This window comes from Pseudomonas urethralis (genome assembly GCF_021602465.1).
GTDB classification, from domain to species: domain Bacteria; phylum Pseudomonadota; class Gammaproteobacteria; order Pseudomonadales; family Pseudomonadaceae; genus Aquipseudomonas; species Aquipseudomonas vlassakiae.
Window position 1 is genome coordinate 76,736 of sequence record NZ_BQIJ01000007.1, and the last position, 19,520, is coordinate 96,255.

A 19,520-nucleotide genomic window follows, 5' to 3' on the forward strand; every position below is an offset into this window, starting at 1 on the left:
ACGGATCATCCAACCATGTCTATGTTTCTCGATGAGTTTGCCCAGGCGCCGGGGCTGCGTTACCTGAACCACGCGGCCATCGCGCCCTGGCCACGCCGGGCCAGCGAGGCCGTGGCACGCTTTGCTCAGGTCAACGTGCGCCTGGGTGCGAGTGACTACCCGGCATGGCTGGCCACCGAACGCAGGCTGCGGGAAAGGCTGGCACGCCTGGTCAACGCCCCATCCCAGGCAGACATCGCATTGGTGAAAAACACGTCAGAGGCGCTTTCGCTGGTCGCGTTCGGCCTCGACTGGCAAGCCGGTGACCAGGTGGTGATCAGCGACGAGGAATTTCCTTCCAACCGGGTCGTCTGGGAAGCCTTAGGCGTGCATGGCGTCGAGGTAACCAAGGTGAGCCTTGCCGGGCCTGACCCTGAAGCAGCACTGCTCGCGGCCTGCGGCCCGCGTACACGCCTGCTGGCAGTGAGCGCCGTGCAGTTCGCCAGCGGCCTGCGCCTGGACCTGCCCCGCCTCGGTGAGGGCTGCCGGGCGCGCAATGTCCTGTTCTGCGTCGATGCCATCCAGCAGATTGGCGCCCTGCCTTTCGACGTGCAGCGTTATCAGTGCGACTTCGCCATGGCCGACGGCCACAAGTGGATGCTGGGCCCCGAGGGCATGGGCTTGTTCTATTGCCGGGCGGCACTGCGCCCGCAGTTGAAGCTGCACGCTTATGGCTGGCATATGCTCGAACGGTTGGGCGACTTCGACCGCCGCGAGTGGCAGCCGGCACGCAGCGCAAGGCGTTTTGAATGCGGCAGCCCGAACATGCTGGGTGCGTGCGCCCTGGAGGCCAGCCTGTCATTGCTGGAGGAGCTAGGCATGACAGAAGTTGGCCGGCACTTGCAACTGCGGGTCGAGCAACTGCTTCAGGGCCTGGCCAGTATTCCCGGCGTACACCTGCATAGCCCGGTATCCCCGGAAAAACGGGCGGGCATCGTTACTTTCAGCCTTCAGGGGCAGGACAACACGACTGTCTATCAAAGCCTGTTGGCGGAGCAGACGATCTGCGCATTAAGAGGGCCAGGTATACGATTTTCGCCACATTTCTATTCCAGTGAGCAGCTGATCGACGAAGCTGTCCAGCAAGTACGGCGCCTGGCCATGCACTGAGGGAGGAAGGGACGGCAGGCGTATTCCAAATCTGTTTAAAAAACGAACAGAGAAGCACTGGCACTGTGCCAAACCTGACCAATACTTGAAGTGTTGGCGCGGCGCATCCCCCCCAAGTGGCGCGCCAATAAAGGTGCTCAGGGACCGCGTACCTTTGTTTTACTCCTAATGGTCTTAACCCGGATTCCCCCCCCAGAACCCGGGTTTTTTTTGCCCAGGGACAGCCACCCAGCTCTGGCTCTGGCTCTGGCTCTGGCTCTGGCTCTTGCTCTTGCTCTTGCTCTGGCTCTGGCTCTGGCTCTGGCTCTGGCTCTGGCTTTTGATTTTGCTTCTAAGCGCGCGGTAGTTCAGGCAACGCGAAATGCGACTTCAGGAGGCCGAGCGCAGGCGTCTGGAGGGCCAGGGTGCGCAGCACCCCTTCGGCGTAGCCGAAGGCGCGAGATGTAGACTTGCGCAGCAAGTCGTAGGCCGCGCGGGCCCGGAAGGCGCCGGAGCGAGGGGACCCCGGAGCGCAGCGCAGGGGCCGGATGATGGGAGCCAGCGTTTTTTGGTTACTTTTTGTCGCGTTTGACAAAAAGTGACCCGCCGTAAGGGCGGAAAGGTGAGTGTGCGTCGCCATCGTCAATGAATGCGCTTAGAAAAATCAAAACTATCGCATTGGCTTTTTGCTTTTTGCTTTTTCAGAAGTGGGCCTTTGAAACTGGTCTACATTCATTTGCCATGGTGGCGCTGAATCACCTTTCCGCCCTTACGGCGGGTCACTTTTTGACTGGGCAAAAAGTAACCAAAAACCCCGGCTCCCATCATCCGGCCCCTACGCTGCGCTCCGGGGTCCCCTCACTCCGGCGCCTTCCGGGCCCGCGCGGCCTACGACTTGCTACGCAAGTCTACATCTCGCGCCTTCGGCTACGCCGAAGGGGTGCTACGCACCCTGGCCCTCCAGACGCCTGCGTTCGGCCTCCTGAAGTCGCACTCTGCGTCGCCTGGACTATCGCGCGCTTAGAAGCAAAAGCAAAAGCAAAAGCAAAAGCAGAGCTAAAGCGATTGGTCTGGATTCAGGCCACTCGCGCCAGCGGGAACAGGCGCTTGAAGTTGCCCGTGGTCTGCTCCGCCAACTGCTGGTAACTGACCCCACGCAACGATGCCACATACTCCGCCACCTCCCGTACATACTGCGGCAGGTTCGGCTTGCCGCGATACGGGATCGGCGCCAGGTACGGCGAGTCGGTTTCAACCAGCAGACGGTCGACCGGCACCTGCCGCGCCACCTCGCGCAGGGCATCGGCATTGCGGAAGGTGACAATACCGGACAACGAGATGTAGTAGCCTAGGTCCAGCGCCGCCCTGGCCATGTCCCAGTCTTCAGTGAAGCAGTGCAACACGCCCGCCTGCGGCAGGTTCGCTTCACGCAACAGCGCCAGGGTGTCGGCCCGCGCCGCACGGGTATGCACGATTACCGGTTTGCCGGTCTGCCGCGAGGCCTCCAGGTGCAGGCGGAACGACGCCTGCTGCAACTCGGCGGCTTCCGGCTCGTAGTGGTAGTCCAGGCCGGTTTCGCCGATCGCCACCACATGCGGGTGCGCCAACTCGCGCAGCAGCCACTCCAGCGCCGGCGTCTCGCCCGGCGCAAGGTCCAGCGGGTGCACGCCCACCGAGCAGTCGACATCGGCGTACTGCTCGCTCAGCGCCTTCACCGCCCCGGCATTTTCGGCGCTGACGCCAATGCACAGGAAATGCCCGACCCCACGCTCGCGCGCTGCCTGCAGGGCTGCATCGAGGGAGCCCTGATGGGCGCTCAGGTCAAGACGGTCGAGATGGCAATGGGAATCTACGAGCATGGGAGGCGGCACACATGAAAAGATGGAGAGTCAGCGGGAACCGGGCAGCTGCAGCCAGTGGCCCAGCAGCGCTTCCAGCAGCAATACACGATTGAGGTTGGCTTTGCCGAGCACCTTCTGGCGCTGTTCGAGGATCCATGCCTGGACCTCCAGCACCTTGCCCTGACGAGCCTTCTGCGCGAGGTACTGCACCACCTTGCGCATGTCGGCCAAGCCCAACCCCGCTTCATCCTGGGTCAACTGGTAGCGCAGGATCAAGTGCGACCAGTCGCAAAACCAGTCGAACAGCAACAGCAACGGCACATTGCTCCAGGCCTCGGCCAGCTGACTGGGCGATTGCTGCTGCTTGAGCAGCTTCTTTACCCCGTCAGTCACCAAGGCCCGTTGCTCACGCACACCTTGCGCTTGCAGGCTGACCGCCATCAGCGGCGAACCGGCGGCGAGGGTCAACAGCTCTTCGCGCTCGGCCTCGTCGCTCTCGGGCAATGCCGTGGCCAGCCAGGCCTGGCTCTGCGCCAGGCTGGGCTGTGGGCAGACGACTTGCTGGCAGCGGCTCTTGATCGTCGGCAACAGGCGGCTGGGCTGATGACTGACCAGCAGCAGCACGGTATCGCCCGAAGGCTCCTCCAGGCTCTTGAGCAAGGCGTTGGAAGCGTTGACGTTCATCGCCTCGACCGGCTCGATCAGCACCACTTTACGCCCGCCCAGCTGCGCCGTCTGCACCACGAACGACACCAGTTCGCGCACCTGATCGACCTTGATCGGCTTGTCGGCCTCCTCCGGCTCCAGCACGAAGTTATCCGGGTGGCTGCCTGCCTTGAGCAACAGGCACGACTTGCACTGCCCGCAGGCATCCAGCGCCTGCGGCTGCTGGCACAGCAGACGCGCCATCAGCCGTTCGGCCAGGGCGCGCTTGCCGATGCCCTGCGGCCCGTGCAGCAGATAAGCGTGGGCGTGGCGGGCGCGCCCGGCCAGTTGCTGCCACAGCGCTTGCTGCCAGGGGTAGGCCTCAGCCACGGCAACGCTCCACGATGCCCGGCAACAACGCATCGATGGCGCGCTGCACGGCCTCCAGTGGCTGGGCGGCGTCGAGCAGGCTGTAGCGCTGCGGCGCGCCGTGGGCGCGTTGCAGATAGGCCTGGCGCACGGCTTCGAAGAAGGCCTGGCCTTCCTGCTCGAAACGGTCCAGGCGACCGCGAGCGGCAGCACGGGCCAGGCCGACCTCCACCGGCAGGTCGAAGACCAGGGTCAAGTCCGGACGCAGGTCGGCCTGGACGAATTGTTCCAGCGCAGCGATACGCTCCACCGACAGGCCGCGGCCGCCGCCCTGGTAAGCGTAGGTGGCATCGGTGAAGCGGTCGCAAAGCACCACTGCGCCACGGGCAAGCGCCGGGCGAATCACTTCGGCCAGGTGCTGGGCACGGGCAGCGAATACCAGCAGCAGTTCGGTGTCTGCGGCCATCACTTCAGCGCTTGGCGCCAGCAACAGCTCGCGGATTTTTTCAGCCAGCGGCGTACCGCCAGGCTCGCGGGTCAACACCACGTCCAGGCCCTGCTCACGCAGGCGCGCAGCCAGGTAATCGCGATTGGTGCTCTTGCCCGCGCCTTCGGGGCCCTCAAGGGTAATAAACAAGCCGCTCACTGGCAGTCCTTAATGTTGTTCGTCGGGCGTTGCCGCGTCGGCCGGCGCGGCGTCGCTGGCAGGATCCTGCTCGGCGGGTTCGGCCGGGTCTGCAGGCGCACTTTGCGGCGCCGGGCTGGACCGGTAATCCGCACGACGCTTGAGCTGAAACTCACGCACCGCCGAGTTGTGATCGTCCAGGTCATCGGAAAACACGTGGCTGCCATCGCCACGGGCCACGAAGTACAGGCTGGTGCCATCGGCCGGGTTGAGCGCGGCATGGATCGCCTCCCGCCCGACCATGGCGATCGGGGTCGGTGGCAGGCCGGTCATGGTGTAGGTGTTGTAAGGGGTCGGCTCACGCAGGTCGGCGCGGGAAATCTTGCCGTTGTAGCGCTCCCCCATGCCATAGATCACCGTCGGGTCGGTCTGCAGCATCATGCCCAGGCGCAGGCGGCGGACGAAAACCCCGGCGATTTGCCCGCGTTCCTGGGGAATGCCGGTTTCCTTCTCCACCAGCGAGGCCATGATCAAGGCCTGGTAGGGATCACGGTAAGGCAGGTCAGTGGCGCGCTCGGCCCATTCCTTGGCCAGTACTTCGTCCAGGCGCATGTAGGCCTGCTGCAGCAGCTCGACGTCACTCATGCCGCGCACGAAGCGATAGGTATCGGGGAAGAAGCGGCCTTCAGGGAACACACCGGTGTGGCCGAGCTTGTCCATCACTTCAGCGTCGGAAAGGCCATCCAGGGTGTGCTTGAGCTTTTCATGCCTGGCCACCGCCGAACGCACCTGGCGGAAGGTCCAGCCTTCGACCAGGGTCAGGTTGTACTGCACTACATCGCCACGGCGCCAGACGTCGAACAGTTGTTCCACGGTCATGCCGGGGGTGAGGCGATACTCGCCGGTATGCAACTGCGTGCCGGCCATGTTGAAGCGCCAGTACAGACGCAGCCAGACGGCGTCATCGAGCAAGCCTTCGGCCTGCATGCGATAGAACATGCGGTTGGGGTTGGTGCCACTGGGCACGTCGAGCAGGCGCTCTTCGGCCACATGCAGGGGCTGCTCCAGCACCGAGTTGATCTTCCAGGCCGACCAGCCCAGGGCCAGGCCGGCGAGGATCAAGCCCATTTCCAGCAGCAGCAGGAATTTGCGTCTCACGAATTCAGGTATCCAGTAACGTACGGGCAACGGCCTGCAGTTTACGGGTGAGTGGGCCCGGCGACCAGTTCAGCGCGGCAATTCCGCGCACGGGCCAGACGCCATAGACACTGTTGCAGACAAACACTTCGTCCGCCTGTTGCAATTCGTCGAACGCGATATCCCGCACCTGTACCGGGATGCCCAGCCGCTGCGCCTGCTCCAGCAGGGCACCGCGCATCACGCCAGCCACGCCGCAACGGCTGAGGTCAGCCGTGAGCAGCACGCCATCGCGCACCAGGAACAGATTGCTGTATACACCTTCGACCACCCTGCCCTGCCCGTCACGCATCAGGCCTTCGGCATGTTCGCTGTCCTGCCATTCGGCACGGGCCAGCACCTGCTCCAGGCGATTGAGGTGTTTGAGACCGGCCAGTAACGGTTGTTCCCCAAGCCGGGTCAGGCAGGGAAAAAGCCGCACGCCGTGCTCGGCATGTTCGACAGGATAGCTGGGCAAAGGGCTGCCCTGGAGAATCCGCCGCGGTGCAACGCCGGCAACCGGCGCGTAGCCCCGCTGGCTGTCGCCACGGGTGAGGACCAGCTTGGCGACTCCGTCACCGAGCTGACGGGCAAAGCGCAGCATTTCATCACGCACCAGCGCCAGATCGGCGTCGATCATCAGCCGCTGGCAGCCCAGCGCCAGGCGGGCCAGATGGCCGTCCAGCAGACTGGGCCGGCCAGCGCGCACGGCGATGGTCTCGAACAGGCCATCGCCGTAGGCCAGGCCGCGGTTCTGCAAATTGATCGCAGTCGCGGGCTGGCCGTCGATCCAGCTGTGCATCAATCGGCGAACCGGCGGAACACCAGCGAACCGTTGGTGCCACCAAAGCCGAACGAGTTGGACAACACCACGTCGATCGGCATGCTGCGCGCCTGGTGCGGTACGAAGTCGAGGTCGCAACCTTCGTCCGGCTCATCGAGGTTGATGGTCGGCGGCGCCATCTGGCTGTTGATCGCCAACACGCTGAAGATCGCCTCGACTGCACCGGCGGCGCCGAGCAGGTGACCGGTCATCGACTTGGTCGAGCTGACCGCCAGCTTGTAGGCATGCTCGCCGAACACACGCTTGATCGCCGCGACTTCAGCGATATCGCCGGCCGGGGTCGAGGTACCGTGGGCGTTGATGTAACTGACCGCTTCAGGCTGAATGCCGGCATCGCGCAGGGCATTGGCCATGCAACGGGCAGCACCTTCACCGCTGTCGGGCGGCGATGTCATGTGGTAGGCGTCACCGCTCATGCCGAAACCGACCAGCTCGGCATAGATGGTCGCACCACGGGCCTTGGCGTGCTCCAGTTCCTCGAGCACCAGGGCGCCGGCACCGTCGGACAGCACGAAGCCATCACGGCCCTTGTCCCACGGACGGCTGGCACGGGTTGGCTCATCGTTGCGGGTGGACAGCGCCCGAGACGCACCGAAGCCCCCCATGCCCAGGCCACACGCAGCCATTTCGGCGCCACCGGCAATCATCACGTCGGCTTCACCGTAGGCGATGTTGCGTGCGGCCATGCCAATGCAGTGGGTGCCGGTGGTGCAAGCGGTGGCGATGGCGTAGTTCGGCCCCTGCAGCCCGAGGTGGATCGACAGGAAGCCGGAGATCATGTTGATGATCGAACCGGGTACGAAGAACGGCGAAATACGGCGCGGGCCTTGCTCGTGCAAGGTACGGCTGGTTTCTTCGATGTTGGTCAGGCCGCCGATACCCGAGCCCATGGCCACGCCAATGCGCTCACGGTTGGCGTCGGTGACTTCCAGGCCGGCATTACGCACCGCCTGGAAACCGGCCGCCAGGCCGTACTGAATGAACAGGTCGAGCTTGCGGGCCTCTTTGGCCGACAGGTACTGCTCAACCTCGAAGCCTTTCACCGAGCCGCCAAAACGGGTGGAGTAGGCAGACAGGTCCGTATGCTCGATCGGACCAATGCCACTGCGGCCAGCCAGAATGCCCTGCCAGGTGCTCGGTACATCGGTACCCAGTGGCGACAGCATGCCCATACCGGTGACCACGACGCGTCTACGCGACACAGTACTCTCCTTTTCTAATCACAGAGTTTCTTGCCATTGCATTCAAGCAATGGAATGAAATGGCAACAAGCTCTCGTAGCGAGCGAAACGACGGCGCTGGCTCGCAAAGAAAAAACCGCACGCCGGCAAAGGCAGTGCGGTTCTTCTCGACAAGAAGCGTCGACTACAACGTCTTAAGCCTGGTGGTTTTTGACGTAGTCGATTGCAGCTTGAACGGTAGTGATCTTCTCGGCTTCTTCGTCAGGGATTTCGGTCTCGAATTCCTCTTCCAGAGCCATCACCAGCTCAACGGTGTCAAGCGAATCGGCACCCAGGTCATCGACGAAGGACTTCTCGGCAGTCACTTCCTCTTCCTTGACGCCCAGTTGCTCGGCGACGATTTTCTTGACGCGTTCTTCGATGGTGCTCATACCTAGTTTTCACTCCTAATGGACATATGTCAGGCAGCTGGCCGGTGACCAAGTTTATAGAAAGACGTTCGCTTTTCAAGCGGAACGCAGCTTCCCTTTAGCCACCGCACCCGCTGCCTGGAATCTGGTTGCAGCTTTATAACGGATTTTAGGCTCGCAGTATGACTCTTTTTTGAAGCAATCCGTCACATTGAGTTGCAGTTTTACATGTACATCCCGCCGTTGACCGGCACGGTGGCGCCGGTAACGTAGCCAGCGCCGTCCGACGCCAGGAACGAAACCACCTTGGCAATTTCGTCAGCCTGGCCCAGGCGGCCCAGCGGAATCTGGGTCTGCAGGGCTTCGCGCTGCGCTTCTGGCAGTTCGCGGGTCATGTCGGTATCGATGAAGCCCGGGGTCACCGCGTTGACGGTGATGCCACGCGAGCCGACTTCACGTGCCAGGGCGCGACTGAAGCCTTCGAGGCCGGCCTTGGCCGCCGCGTAGTTGGCCTGGCCGGCGTTGCCCATGGCCCCGACGACCGAGCCGATGCTGATGATACGACCCCAGCGCGCCTTGGTCATGCCACGCAGCACGCCCTTGGACAGACGGTAGAGGCTGTTCAGGTTGGTGTCGATCACGTCGAACCACTCGTCGTCCTTCATGCGCAGCATCAGGTTGTCGCGGGTGATACCGGCGTTGTTGACCAGAATGGCCGGTGCGCCGAACTGCTCACCAATGGCGCCCAGCACGGCTTCCACGGACTCGGCGCTGGTGACGTTCAGTTCCATGCCGGTGCCGGCGATGCCATGTTCTTTCAGGGTGGCGGCGATGCGCTCGGCACCGGAAGCCGAGGTGGCGGTGCCGATCACGGTCGCGCCCTGGCGGCCCAGTTCGAGGGCGATGGCCTGGCCAATACCACGGCTGGCGCCGGTGACCAGTGCAACTTTACCTTGCAGGCTCATGCAAGCTTCTCCAAATCAGGCCAGCGCCGCGCGGGTGGCGGCGACAGCGTCAGGGGTATTGAGGTTGTAGGTGGTCACGCCGTCGGCGCAACGCTTGTTCAGGCCAGCCAGGACCTTGCCCGGGCCGCACTCGACCAGGTTGACCGCACCGTTGGCGGCCAGGGTCTGCACGCATTCAACCCAGCGTACCGGCTGGTACAGCTGTGCCAGCAGGTCGCGCTTCAGGGCATCGAGGTCGGCGGCGACAGCGGCGGTGACGTTCTGCACCACCGGGATCTGCGGGGCCTTCCATTCGATGGCGTTGACGGAGTCGGCAAAGCGCTCGGCAGCCGGCTTCATCAGGGCACAGTGCGATGGCACGCTGACCGCCAGCGGCAGGGCGCGCTTGGCACCCTTGGCCTTGCACAGTTCCACGGCGCGGTCGACCGCAGCCTTGTTACCGGCGATGACCACCTGGCCTGGCGAGTTGAAGTTCACGGCGCTGACCACCTGGTCTTCGGCCGCTTCGGCGCAGATTTCCACCACGACGGCGTCATCCAGGCCCAGGATTGCAGCCATGGCACCGTGACCGGCAGGCACGGCTTCCTGCATCAGCTGACCACGACGTTCGACCAGGCGCACGGCATCTTTCAGCGACAGGGCGCCAGCGGCGACCAGGGCGCTGTATTCCCCCAGGCTATGGCCGGAAACGAACGCCGGTTGTGCGCCGCCCTCTTCCAGCCACAGGCGCCACAGGGCGATGGAGGCGGTGAGGATCGCTGGCTGGGTCTTGTCGGTTTGGTTGAGTTGTTCTTCCGGGCCTTCCTGGACCAGCTTCCACAGGTCGTAGCCCAGAGCCTCGGAAGCCTCCTTGAAGGTCTCGATGACCACCGGCTTTTCAGCGCCGAGTTCGGCGAGCATGCCCAGCGACTGGGAACCTTGACCGGGGAAGACGAATGCGAGGGATGCAGACATTGAACAAGCCCTTATGATCTTGTCATCGGATAGGGTGCGCCGGGCCTTGGGCCGGGCGCGGAATCTGAAAACTTGGATGGAAACACAGACCAAGCGGTCACATTTAAGCACTTCATCGGCGAAATGCCTAAGGCAACAAATCTTCGAGGCGACCATGCAGCCGCTGCGGGAGGTTTTCCTGGATCTCGATCAGCGCTCGCTGGATCGCGCTCTGGAAGCCCTGCACGCCCGCCGAACCATGGCTCTTGATGACGATACCCTGCAGGCCGAGGAAGCTCGCGCCATTGTGCCGCGCTGGCGCCAGGTCGGCCTGCAGGCGCTTGAGCAACGGCATCGCCATTGCCCCTGCCACCCGCGACAACGTACCGCCCTTGAACAGCTTTTCGATACGCGCGCCGATCATGGTCGCCAGACCTTCGCTGGACTTGAGCAGGATGTTGCCGACAAAACCATCACACACCACCACATCGGCCTCACCGCGGTACAAGCCATCACCTTCGACGAAGCCGACATAGTTGAGGCCACGGGCGTTCTGCAGCAGGGTGGCGGCCAGCTTGACCTGCTGGTTGCCCTTGATGTCCTCGGTACCGATGTTCAGCAGCGCCACGCGTGGCCGGTGAATACCCAGGGCCTGGGCAGCCACGGACCCCATGACGGCGAACTGGTAGAGGTTTTCGGCACTGCAGTCGACATTGGCGCCCAGGTCGAGCAACTGGCAGTAACCCGCCTGGGTCGGGATCGCCGCGACCATGGCCGGCCGATCGATACCCGGCAAGGTCTTGAGCACGAAACGCGACAATGCCATCAGCGCCCCGGTATTGCCGGCACTTACGCAGGCCTGGGCCTTGCCGTCCCGCACCAGTTCGAGGGCGATGCGCATCGACGAGTCCGGCTTGCCGCGCAACGCCTGGGATGGCCGCTCGTCCATACCGACTACCTCACTGGCGGCGACAATCTGCAGGCGCGCGCGATCCGCAGCCGCAAGGCCGCTGACAAGATCTTCAAGGAGGGAGGGTTGACCGACGAGGGTCAGGTGCAGCGAGGGGGTAGCCGAAAGGCAGGCAATGCTAGCCTGGACAATGCTGCGGGGACCGAAGTCCCCGCCCATTGCGTCGATCGCGATGATCTGAGCGGACAAGGATTACTCGTCAGCGCCCTTGTCGACCACTTTGCGGCCACGGTATACGCCTTCTGGCGAAACGTGGTGACGCAGGTGCACTTCACCGGTGGTCTTTTCTACCGACAGCGCGTTTTCCGACAGGGCGTCGTGGGAACGGCGCATGTCACGGGCAGAGCGGGATTTTTTGTTCTGCTGAACAGCCATAATTGATTAACTCCTAAACGTTTGGGTCACGCTTTAACTGCGCCAAAACACTGAACGGGTTGGACCGCGATACCTCGTCCTTGCTCGATTCGGGCTCGTCTGCGCCCGCCGGCTGCTGGCATTCTTCCGGATGGTGAGCAGGCACGATAGGCAAGGCGAGCAGCAGCTCCTCCTCGACCAAGGCCTGCAGATCCAAAGGATCTTCGCCCAGTTCCAGCACGTCATAGCCTTTCGGCAACGACTGGGTATTCGCACCCTCCTTCACCACGGCGTAAGTACATTCGCTGTGGATCGGCAGGGTGACCAGCTCAAGACAACGCTGGCAAACCATTTTGACTTCGACGTCCAGCTCGCTGTGGATAACCACCACGTGCTGTTCATCTCGTTCAAAATCGAACTTCGCCTGCACCGTACCGACATCGTCGGAAAGCGGGTCGCAGAGTCTTTCCAAATCAGCGAGTTGCAGCGTACCAGTGATGGATACGCCTCGGTCGGCTAATTTGCGCGGGTCAACGTGAGGTGGAATCGGGTCATTCAACATAGGCGCAGCATTCTAGGGATGCCCCCCGCCCCTGTCAAAGGAAATTAGGCGGCATCTCGCATGTTAGAATCGGGTTCAACTGCCCAGGAGTCTATCATGCTGCCTCTGTTGCTGGCTTCCAGCTCTGCCTACCGGCGCGAACTGCTCGCGCGCCTGCGCCTGCCCTTCACCTGGGCAAGCCCCGACCTAGACGAGCGACGCCTGGCTGACGAACCCGCCGTGGATCTGGTGAAACGCCTGGCCAGGCAGAAGGCCGAAGCGCTTGCCGCCAGCCATCCGGGGCACCTGATCATCGGCTCCGACCAGGTCGCGGTATTGGGCGAGCAGATCCTCGGCAAGCCGCACACCTTCGATCGCGCCTGCGAGCAACTGCTCGAAGCCAGCGGCCAGCAGGTGACCTTCCTGACCGGGCTGGCGCTGCTCAATACCGCAACCGGGCTCTGCCAGGTCGACTGCGTGCCGTTCACGGTCATCATGCGCGAGCTGAATCGGGAGCAGGTGGAGCGCTATGTGCAGGCGGAGCAGCCGCTGGATTGCGCGGGGAGCTTCAAGGCGGAAGGATTGGGGGTGAGCTTGTTCCAGAGCACCCATGGGTGCGATGCCACCAGCCTGATCGGGCTGCCACTGATTCGGCTGGTGGATATGCTGACGCGGGAGGGGGTGGTGGTGCCTTAGCCTGGCTTGGGATTTTTTGCGCCTGCGAGATCGAGCGGCGCTCGATCTCACAGACACCACAAGACGCACGACAGACTCAGCGCAACTGCGGCCCCTGGAACCCCATCCACATGGCCAGATGCTCGGCAACGCTGGCACCGATGCGCTTGGAGAAGCGATCGAACGGCGATTCCTGCACGGTGTAATCGACCAGATCCTTTTCACCGACGATCTCACGCGCCACGTAGCTGGCACTGCCCAGCCCATCCACCAGCCCCAGTGCCTTGGCCTGCTCACCCGACCAGACCAGGCCACTGAACAGCTCCGGATGCTCCTTGTCCTTCAGGCGGTCGCCCCGCCCCTGCTTGACCATGGCGATGAACTGCTGGTGCGTGGTATTGAGCACACCCTGCCAGAACGCACGCTCTTCAGGTTTTTCAGGCGAGAACGGATCAAGGAACGCCTTGTGCTCGCCAGCGGTGTAGGTACGACGCTCGACACCTAGCTTCTCCATGGAACCCACGAAACCATAGCCGGCCGCCGTCACACCAATGGAACCGACCAGGCTGGCCTTGTCGGCATAGATCTCATCCGCGGCACTGGCGATGTAGTAAGCCCCGGAAGCGCCCAGGTCGGCTATCACTGCATACAACTTGATATCCGGGTGCTCAGCACGCAGGCGACGGATCTCGTCATACACATAGCCTGCCTGCACAGGGCTGCCGCCCGGACTGTTGATGCGCAGGACCACCGCCTTGGTCTTGGGGTCCTTGAACGCATCGCGCAGGCTCTTGACGATATTGTCGGCGCTGGCCGCTTCCTGGTCGGCAATCACCCCGCGCACTTCAACCAGCGCCGTGTGATTGCCACTGCGCGACGCGGCCTTGTCCACATCCATGAACGGCAGGAACAGGGCGAGAATGCCAAACAGGTAGATGAAGGTCAGGAGCTTGAAGAAGATCCCCCACCGCCGGGACCGACGCTGCTCCTGGACCCCGGCCAGCAAGGTCTTTTCAAGCAACTTCCAGCTCTTCTGCTCGACACGAGCCTCTTCGTTCCGCGCTTCACGCGCTTCGCGAGCGAGACGCTCCTCTTCGGTCTCGTTAACCGGCGCTTTCCACTCGTCAGCCATGCTCACCTACCTTGGAATTGGACTTGCCTGGAACCAGCCAGCCACTCGCGCAGCTGGGAAAAATGATCGATGCATACTTGCGGACCAAACTCGGCCAGTGCCTGAAGCGACATCGCACCGTAGCCCACCGCCACCGAATGCATGCCGGCATTGCTGGCCATTTGCAGGTCGAATGCCGAATCTCCGACCATCAGCGCCCGACCAGGTTCGACACCACAATGCCCGAGGATTTCCTCAAGCATGAGCGGGTGAGGCTTGCCACGGGTTTCGTCGGCGGCACGAGTGACATCGAAGAACCGCTCCCAACCATTGGCCTTGAGCACCCGATCCAGGCCGCGGCGCGCCTTGCCGGTCGCTACTGCCAGGCGATAGCCCTCGGCACGGAAGGCATCCAGCGATTCGACCACACCTTCGAACAGCGGCGAAGGTTGCTGATCGAGGGCCATATAAATGTCGGCGTAGTGCTGACGGAAGGTTTCGACCTGCTGCGGATCAAGGTGTGGATACAGTGTCGAGATGGCCTCCCCAAGCGCCAGACCAATGATGCCCTTGACCGCACCCTCAGGGCTTGGCGCCTCGCCGGCACGCTCGGCAGCGGCATTCATCGCCTCGACGATGCGGCCAATGGAATCGGCCAGGGTGCCGTCCCAGTCGAAAATCAGCAGCTCATAGTCACGGCGCACTCAAACGCTCCACGGTCTTGGCCCAGACTTCGTCCACAGGCGCTTCGAGTTTCAGCTCGCCGCCATCTGGCAGCGGCACGGTCAATGCGTAGGCATGCAGGAACAGGCGCTTGCCACCCAGTTCGCGGATCTCGCGGCTGAAATCCTCGTCGCCATACTTGCTGTCACCGGCGATCATGTGCCCGGCATGCAGGGTATGCACACGAATCTGGTGGGTGCGACCGGTGATCGGGCGCGCCTCGACAATGGTGGCGAACTCGCCGAACCGGCGCAGCACGCGGAACAGGGTCAGCGCTTCCTTGCCCTCATCGTTGACTTCGACCATGCGTTCGCCGGAGCGCAGGTTGCTCTTGAGCAGCGGGGCGTTGACCTGCTTCTTCGAGGTTGGCCAGTGACCGCGCACCAGCGCCATGTAGCGCTTGTCCACGCCATCACCGCGCAAGGCCGCATGCAAGTGGCGCAGCATGCTGCGCTTCTTGGCGATCATCAGCAGGCCGGAGGTGTCGCGGTCCAGGCGGTGCACCAGCTCCAGCTCCTTGGCGTCCGGGCGCAGCTGGCGCAGCGCCTCGATCACGCCGAAGCTCAGGCCGCTGCCACCGTGCACGGCGATGCCGGCTGGCTTGTTCATCACGATCAGCGCCTTGTCTTCGTAGACGATGGCGGCTTCCAGGCGCTGCAGCAGCCCCTGGGCCACCGGCGCCGGCTCGTCACGTTCGGGCAAGCGCACGGGCGGCACGCGCACGATATCGCCGGCCTGGATCTTGTACTCGGGTTTGACCCGCCCCTTGTTGACGCGCACCTCACCCTTGCGCAGGATGCGGTAGACCAAGGTCTTGGGCACGCCCTTGAGCGCGGTGATAAGAAAATTGTCGATGCGTTGGCCGGCAAGTTCCGGCGCGACTTCGATCAGCTGGACGCCGGAAGTCGGGGGGGTATTGGTCGTCATGGAGGGGATCATAACAATTATTTATGGAATTGAAGCAGTTAATCATTACTGCTATAGTCGCGAACGCCGCCAAAAGCGGCAGGCCAGTGAAACCAGGCCCTGGGCCGGTTCCTGACCTACGCAGTTCTCCAGGACGCGAGGCCGTCCTACGGGGTTTTCGCCAGTTTACCGAATTGCCTGGAATCGCCACCAGCGCTGTGTAGAGAAGACCGAAAAAAAACGACAAGTGTGGTTTTTCACCTGCTTCCCGATTCTTTTCGCTGCACCTCTGCCCGCCCCCGTCGCTTCCACGCAACGCAAGGCGAATGCTTCGGAAATACCTGCCTTGGACATGTAATGGCGTCAGCTTCCCGTTCGAAGCTGGCGAAAAATGCAACCCGTTGCGGATTCAGCGCGCGGCAGCACCCGAATTATCAGGGATACGTGCAGGGTGGAGATGCACAGCCCTCGGACCGTGTAGCACCGCGTCCGGCCACCGGCCCACTGAATGGCCGGCGAGCGGATAAGGTCCTGAACAGATGCCTCCGGGCGTCCACGGCTGACGGTTGATTCCTCCTCCTGACTGAGTGCACGAGGCCCGCTTGGTTGATTCGGATACCCATTCGAAGCCACCGGGGCCTGGTAGGCACCGCAGCAAACAGGACGCGTCGTCGCGACAACGGCAGGCTGGGCAACCGGCTGGTGCCGAACGTTGCTCGACACGGGGGTGGCCCGGCCACCCTTTGCGCACCTTGGCACCGACCATGAGAAGTCGTGTGTGCCGCACGCCGTTTCCGGCAGCCCGGAAACCGACGGTACAACATGAAAAGAATGCTGATTAACGCAACTCAACCTGAAGAGTTGCGTGTAGCCCTGGTGGACGGCCAACGTCTCTACGACCTGGACATCGAGTCCGGCGCGCGCGAGCAGAAAAAGGCCAACATCTACAAAGGCAAGATCACCCGGATCGAGCCCAGCCTCGAAGCCGCCTTCGTCGACTTCGGCTCCGAACGTCACGGCTTCCTGCCGCTGAAGGAAATCTCCCGCGAGTACTTCAAGAAGTCCCCTGAAGGCCGGGTCAACATCAAGGAAGTCCTGAGCGAAGGCCAGGAAGTCATCGTCCAGGTCGAGAAGGAAGAGCGCGGCAACAAAGGCGCCGCCCTGACCACCTTCATCAGCCTGGCTGGCCGCTACCTGGTGCTGATGCCGAACAACCCGCGTGCCGGTGGCATCTCGCGCCGCATCGAAGGCGAAGAGCGCAACGAACTGCGTGAAGCCCTGAACGGCCTGACCGTACCGGGCGACATGGGCCTGATCGTGCGCACTGCCGGCCTTGGCCGCAGCAGCGAAGAAATGCAGTGGGACCTCGATTACCTGCTGCAACTGTGGACCGCCATCAAGGAAGCGTCCCAGGACCGCGCCGCACCCTTCCTGATCTACCAGGAAAGCAACGTCATCATCCGCGCCATCCGCGACTACCTGCGCCAGGACATCGGCGAAGTGCTGATCGACAGCATCGATGCCCAGGAAGAAGCCCTGACGTTCATCCGCCAGGTGATGCCGCAGTACGCCAGCAAGGTCAAGCTCTACGAAGACAGCGTGCCGCTGTTCAACCGTTTCCAGATCGAAAGCCAGATCGAGACCGCCTTCCAGCGCGTCGTCGACCTGCCGTCCGGCGGCTCGATCGTGATCGACCCGACCGAAGCCCTGGTGTCCATCGACATCAACTCGGCGCGCGCCACCAAGGGCAGCGACATCGAAGAAACCGCCCTGCAGACCAACCTGGAAGCGGCCGAGGAAATCGCCCGCCAGCTGCGCCTGCGTGACATCGGCGGCCTGATCGTCATCGACTTCATCGACATGACGCCGGCGAAGAACCAGCGCGCCGTGGAAGAGCGTGTGCGTGAATGCCTGGAAGCCGACCGTGCCCGCGTGCAGGTTGGCCGCATCTCGCGCTTCGGCCTGCTGGAAATGTCCCGTCAGCGCCTGCGCCCATCGCTCGGCGAAAGCAGCGGCATCGTCTGCCCGCGCTGCTCCGGCACCGGCATCATCCGTGACGTCGAATCGCTGTCGCTGGCCATCCTGCGCCTGATCGAAGAAGAAGCCCTGAAAGACCGCACGGCCGAAGTACGCGCCCAGGTGCCGATCCCGGTCGCAGCCTTCCTGCTCAACGAGAAGCGCAACTCGATCACCAAGATCGAACTGCGCACCCGCGCCCGCATCATCATCCTGCCGAACGACCACCTGGAAACCCCGCACTTCGAAGTCCAGCGCCTGCGCGACGACAACCCGGAAGTGCTGAACAACCAGTCCAGCTACGAAATCGCCGCCTCCGAAGCCGAAGAAGCGCCGCAGCCGACCGCCACCCGCACCCTGGTTCGCCAGGAAGCTGCGGTGAAGACCGCCCCGGCCCGCGCCAACGCCCCGGTACCGAGCACCGCCGAAGAGCAACCTCAAGCGGCCGCACCGGCAGCACGTGCGCCGAGCGCACCTGAGCCAAGCCTGTTCAAGGGCCTGGTGAAGTCGCTGGTCAGCCTGTTCGCCGGCAAGCAAGAGCCTGCCGCCGCACCGGTCGTCGCTGCCGCTGAAAAGCCGGCCGCCGAGCGCAGCCAACGCAACGAAGAGCGCCGCAACGGTCGCCAGCAGAGCCGCAACCGCAACGGCCGTCGCGATGAAGAGCGCAAGCCGCGTGAAGAGCGTGGCGAGCGCGCCCCGCGTGAAGAGCGCCAACCGCGTGAAGAACGCGCACCTCGCGAAGAGCGCGCCCCACGTGAAGAACGCACACCTCGCGAAGAGCGCGCTCCGCGTGAAGAACGCGCCCCACGCCCGCCACGCGAAGACCGCCGTGGCAACCGCGGCGAAGAACGCGTACGCGAATTGCGTGAGCCGCTGGACGCCGCACCAGCCGAACGCGAAGAGCGTCAGCCGCGTGAAGAACGGGTAGCCCGCGAGGAGCGTGCACCTCGTGAAGAGCGTGCCCCACGCGAAGAACGCGCACCTCGCGAAGAACGTGCCCCACGCGAAGAGCGTGCCCCACGTGAAGAACGCGCCCCTCGCGAAGAACGCGCCCCGCGTGAAGAGCGCGCACCTCGCGAAGAGCGCCAGCCTCGCCCACCGCGCGAAGAGCGCCAGCCACGCCCGGCCGAACAAGCCGCCGAGCAGGCTGCCGAGCTCGCTGAAGAGCAACTGCCGAACGAAGAGCTCCTGCAGGATGAGCAGGAAGGCACCGATGATGAGCGTCCGCGTCGTCGCTCCCGTGGCCAGCGTCGCCGCAGCAACCGCCGTGAGCGTCAGCGCAATGCCAATGGCGAGCTGATCGAAGGCAGCGAGGAAGAAGGCAGCGAAGAACAGCCGCAACAGCACCAGGCCACTGCGCTTGGCGCCGAGCTGGCTGCCGGCCTGGCCGTCACCGCCGCTGTCGCCAGCAGCCACATCAGCGCCAATGCAGAGGCTGAAGCCAACCAGCAGGCCGAACGCGCCAGCGCGGAAGCTGTGACCACTGAAAACAGCGAAGTCGCCCAGCCGACCGAGCAGGTTGAAGAGGTTGCCCAGGCCGAGCAGGCAGCCATCGCCCCCGTGGTCGAACAGCCAGTCAGCGGCCCCGTCGCCGTGGTCGAAGCCGGCGTCGAGCCAGTGGTCGAAGTCGCACCACAGCCGGTGGCTGAAGAAGCCCCTGCCGCTGCGGAGCCAGTGCTCGTTGCCGAAGCGCCGGTCGCAGTGCCTGCCGCTGAAAATGCACCCGCCGTTGAAGCGCCAGTTGCCGAAGCGGCGGTCGTCGAGGCCGGCGAAGCCGAGAAGGCCCAGGTCGTGGTCGAGCAAGCCCCCGTCGCCGAGCAGCCAGCGCCTGTGGCCGATGCCCAGCCTGAAGTGGCCGCAGAACCTGCACCTGCAGTCGTCGAAGCCGCACCGGTAGTTGTCGAGCAGGCCCCTGCGGAACAAGCTCCGGCCGCCACCGTAATGCTGCCAAACGGCCGCGCCCCGAACGACCCACGTGAAGTGCGTCGCCGCAAGCGTGAGGCCGAGGCTGCTGCCAAAGCCGCCGAGGAAGCTGCCAAGGGCGTGCTGGAAACCGCCGATGAGCAAAAGCCTCATCACGGTTGATAGCCAACGCTGAATGAAAAAG

General features: G+C 63.4%; 18 protein-coding genes. 3 read left to right on the plus strand and 15 right to left on the minus strand.

The features are described 5' to 3' along the window. Positions 1 to 15: 15 nt before the first annotated feature. A complete protein-coding gene (locus L6D64_RS13510) occupies positions 16 to 1,149 on the plus strand; it encodes an aminotransferase class V-fold PLP-dependent enzyme (protein WP_176510210.1) in 1,134 nt (377 codons plus the stop codon). Positions 1,150 to 2,204: 1,055 nt separating this feature from the next. Here the strand turns inward: L6D64_RS13510 and L6D64_RS13515 are convergent. From L6D64_RS13515 to L6D64_RS13570, 12 genes are all read right to left on the minus strand, one after another. Beyond that, complete coding sequence (locus tag L6D64_RS13515; RefSeq protein WP_176507621.1) at positions 2,205 to 2,987, minus strand: TatD family hydrolase; 783 nt, start codon at positions 2,985 to 2,987, stop codon at positions 2,205 to 2,207. Positions 2,988 to 3,017: 30 nt separating this feature from the next. Further along, on the minus strand, positions 3,018 to 4,004 hold the full coding sequence (locus L6D64_RS13520) for a DNA polymerase III subunit delta' (RefSeq protein ID WP_176507622.1): 987 nt from the start codon (positions 4,002 to 4,004) through the stop codon (positions 3,018 to 3,020). Further along, entirely contained in the window at positions 3,997 to 4,629 is a 633-nt protein-coding gene (gene tmk / locus L6D64_RS13525) for a dTMP kinase (protein ID WP_176507623.1), read from the minus strand. Before tmk ends, L6D64_RS13520 begins: the two co-directional genes overlap by 8 nt. Positions 4,630 to 4,638: 9 nt before the next feature. Beyond that, positions 4,639 to 5,766, minus strand: a complete 1,128-nt coding sequence (gene mltG, locus L6D64_RS13530) for an endolytic transglycosylase MltG (RefSeq protein ID WP_176507624.1) — start codon at positions 5,764 to 5,766, stop codon at positions 4,639 to 4,641. Positions 5,767 to 5,770: 4 nt separating this feature from the next. Then, entirely contained in the window at positions 5,771 to 6,586 is an 816-nt protein-coding gene (pabC, locus tag L6D64_RS13535) for an aminodeoxychorismate lyase (RefSeq protein ID WP_176507625.1), read from the minus strand. Then, complete coding sequence (fabF, locus tag L6D64_RS13540) at positions 6,586 to 7,830, minus strand: beta-ketoacyl-ACP synthase II (RefSeq protein WP_176507626.1); 1,245 nt, start codon at positions 7,828 to 7,830, stop codon at positions 6,586 to 6,588. The genes pabC and fabF overlap by 1 nt, the downstream gene beginning before the upstream one ends. 173 nt (positions 7,831 to 8,003) lie before the next feature. Next, the gene (gene acpP, locus L6D64_RS13545; protein WP_009685065.1) at positions 8,004 to 8,240 is read right to left on the minus strand and encodes an acyl carrier protein; all 237 of its coding nucleotides are present in this window, start codon (positions 8,238 to 8,240) and stop codon (positions 8,004 to 8,006) included. 203 nt (positions 8,241 to 8,443) lie between these two features. Beyond that, on the minus strand, positions 8,444 to 9,184 hold the full coding sequence (gene fabG / locus L6D64_RS13550; protein WP_176507627.1) for a 3-oxoacyl-ACP reductase FabG: 741 nt from the start codon (positions 9,182 to 9,184) through the stop codon (positions 8,444 to 8,446). A 15-nt stretch (positions 9,185 to 9,199) separates the two neighbouring features. After that, positions 9,200 to 10,138 carry an ACP S-malonyltransferase gene (gene fabD, locus L6D64_RS13555; RefSeq protein ID WP_082433413.1) on the minus strand — a complete coding sequence of 313 codons (939 nt, stop codon included), beginning with the start codon at positions 10,136 to 10,138 and terminating at the stop codon, positions 9,200 to 9,202. Between the two features lie 127 nt (positions 10,139 to 10,265). After that, positions 10,266 to 11,276 (minus strand): phosphate acyltransferase PlsX, encoded by a 1,011-nt coding sequence (plsX, locus tag L6D64_RS13560; RefSeq protein ID WP_176507628.1) that lies wholly within the window; start codon positions 11,274 to 11,276, stop codon positions 10,266 to 10,268. Positions 11,277 to 11,279: 3 nt separating this feature from the next. After that, positions 11,280 to 11,462 (minus strand): 50S ribosomal protein L32, encoded by a 183-nt coding sequence (gene rpmF, locus L6D64_RS13565; RefSeq protein ID WP_003247154.1) that lies wholly within the window; start codon positions 11,460 to 11,462, stop codon positions 11,280 to 11,282. A gap of 13 nt (positions 11,463 to 11,475) precedes the next feature. Beyond that, positions 11,476 to 12,003, minus strand: coding sequence for a YceD family protein (locus L6D64_RS13570; protein ID WP_027919446.1), 528 nt, complete (start codon positions 12,001 to 12,003; stop codon positions 11,476 to 11,478). 96 nt (positions 12,004 to 12,099) lie between these two features. Between L6D64_RS13570 and L6D64_RS13575 the strand changes: the two genes are divergently transcribed. Further along, on the plus strand, positions 12,100 to 12,678 hold the full coding sequence (locus tag L6D64_RS13575; protein WP_176507629.1) for a Maf family protein: 579 nt from the start codon (positions 12,100 to 12,102) through the stop codon (positions 12,676 to 12,678). A gap of 76 nt (positions 12,679 to 12,754) precedes the next feature. Here L6D64_RS13575 and L6D64_RS13580 read toward each other — a convergent pair whose 3' ends face one another. From L6D64_RS13580 to rluC, 3 genes are read right to left on the minus strand one after another with little or no spacing between them, the layout of a single operon-like run. Beyond that, complete coding sequence (locus L6D64_RS13580) at positions 12,755 to 13,789, minus strand: S49 family peptidase (RefSeq protein WP_236192465.1); 1,035 nt, start codon at positions 13,787 to 13,789, stop codon at positions 12,755 to 12,757. Positions 13,790 to 13,791: 2 nt separating this feature from the next. Continuing rightward, complete coding sequence (locus L6D64_RS13585; RefSeq protein ID WP_176507630.1) at positions 13,792 to 14,472, minus strand: HAD family hydrolase; 681 nt, start codon at positions 14,470 to 14,472, stop codon at positions 13,792 to 13,794. Continuing rightward, on the minus strand, positions 14,462 to 15,418 hold the full coding sequence (gene rluC, locus L6D64_RS13590) for a 23S rRNA pseudouridine(955/2504/2580) synthase RluC (RefSeq protein WP_027919450.1): 957 nt from the start codon (positions 15,416 to 15,418) through the stop codon (positions 14,462 to 14,464). Before rluC ends, L6D64_RS13585 begins: the two co-directional genes overlap by 11 nt. An 801-nt stretch (positions 15,419 to 16,219) precedes the next feature. Between rluC and rne the strand changes: the two genes are divergently transcribed. Next, positions 16,220 to 19,498, plus strand: a complete 3,279-nt coding sequence (gene rne / locus L6D64_RS13595; protein WP_176507631.1) for a ribonuclease E — start codon at positions 16,220 to 16,222, stop codon at positions 19,496 to 19,498. The last annotated feature ends 22 nt before the right edge of the window (positions 19,499 to 19,520 follow it).